This window comes from Mycolicibacterium tusciae (genome assembly GCF_002086795.1).
GTDB lineage: Bacteria > Actinomycetota > Actinomycetes > Mycobacteriales > Mycobacteriaceae > Mycobacterium > Mycobacterium tusciae.
In genome coordinates this window covers 1-1288 of record NZ_MVIM01000057.1, presented here as the reverse complement: position 1 = coordinate 1288, position 1288 = coordinate 1, and the positions used below count along the sequence as shown (strand labels likewise).

Annotated in this window: 1 protein-coding gene; it reads right to left on the bottom strand. The window is 67.2% G+C overall.

What is annotated here, in order from left to right; all coding sequences use genetic code 11:
- On the bottom strand, window positions 1-1288 hold a 1288-nt coding region (locus tag BST47_RS30090; RefSeq protein WP_133056266.1), incomplete at both ends, for an acyltransferase domain-containing protein.

Sequence of the window (1288 nt, the reverse complement as noted above, 5' to 3'; positions counted from 1 at the left end):
CAATTCTGAAAGTACTTGTTTGGCAGGCAGTTCCACCGACGCCATAGAGCCGGCACCCGCGATGCGGGTCATCAGCCGCGAACGCCGGCAGATCACACGCACACCGTCTTCCAGCGACAACGCACCCGCGACGACAGCGGCCGCGGCCTCGCCAAGAGAGTGCCCGATCACCGCCCCGGGACGCACCCCGTATGCCTTCATGGTGGCGGCAAGCGCGACCTGCATGGTGAACAGGGTCGGCTGGACCCGGTCGATACCGGTCACGATCTGCGGTGCTGCCAGCGCCTCGGTCACCGAAAACCCGCACTCGCGGGCGATCAAAGGCTCAGCTCGGGCGACCGTGTCCGCAAACACCGGCTCGGAGACCAACAGCGCCGCACCCATGGCCGGCCACTGCGAGCCCTGCCCGGAAAACACCCACACCGGACCCCGATCATCGCGCCCGACCGCCGCGACATACGGCGTGTCGGACTCGGCGACCTGACGCAACGCCGCGGAAAGCTCCGCCCGGTTGCTCGCCATCACGGCCGTGCGCACCGGCCGATGCGCGCGCCGACGCGCCAGCGTGTACCCCAGATCCGCCAACACCACGTCCTGATGCGCATCCACCCAATCGGCCAGCCGGCCGGCGGTGCGGCGCAGCTCCCCAGCCGAGGTCGACGACACCGCAAACAGCAGCGGTGCCGCCGCCGACGTTCTCTCCGCGACATCCGCGAGGGCAGCGACTTCCGGACCCTGCTCCACGATGGCATGGACATTGGTGCCCGACAGTCCATACGACGACACCGCCGCCCGCCGCGGCGCATGACCGTTCGTCGGCCACGGCTTATTCTCCTGCGGCACAAACAGCTTGGTGTCGATGCGGACAAGCTGATCGGGCAGACGGGTGAAATGCAGATTCCGCGGAACCGCACCATGCTGCAGAGCAAGGATCGTTTTCATCAGGCCGAGAACACCGGCGGCCGACTGGGTATGGCCGACGTTGGTCTTCACCGACGCCAGAGCACACGGGGCCTCGACGCCGTACACCTTTGCCAGGCTGGTGTACTCGCTAGGGTCACCCACCGCAGTGCCGGTGCCGTGCGCCTCGACCATACCGACGCTGCCGGCATCTACACCCGCAATGTCCAACGCCTCCCGACACACCGCGCTCTGCGCACGCACCGACGGTGTCGAGATATTCACCGTGTGGCCATCCTGGTTGGCCGCGGTGCCACGTATCACAGCCAGGATGCGGTCACCGTCGCGTAACGCATCCGGCAGCCGCTTGAGCAACACCACCGCACTG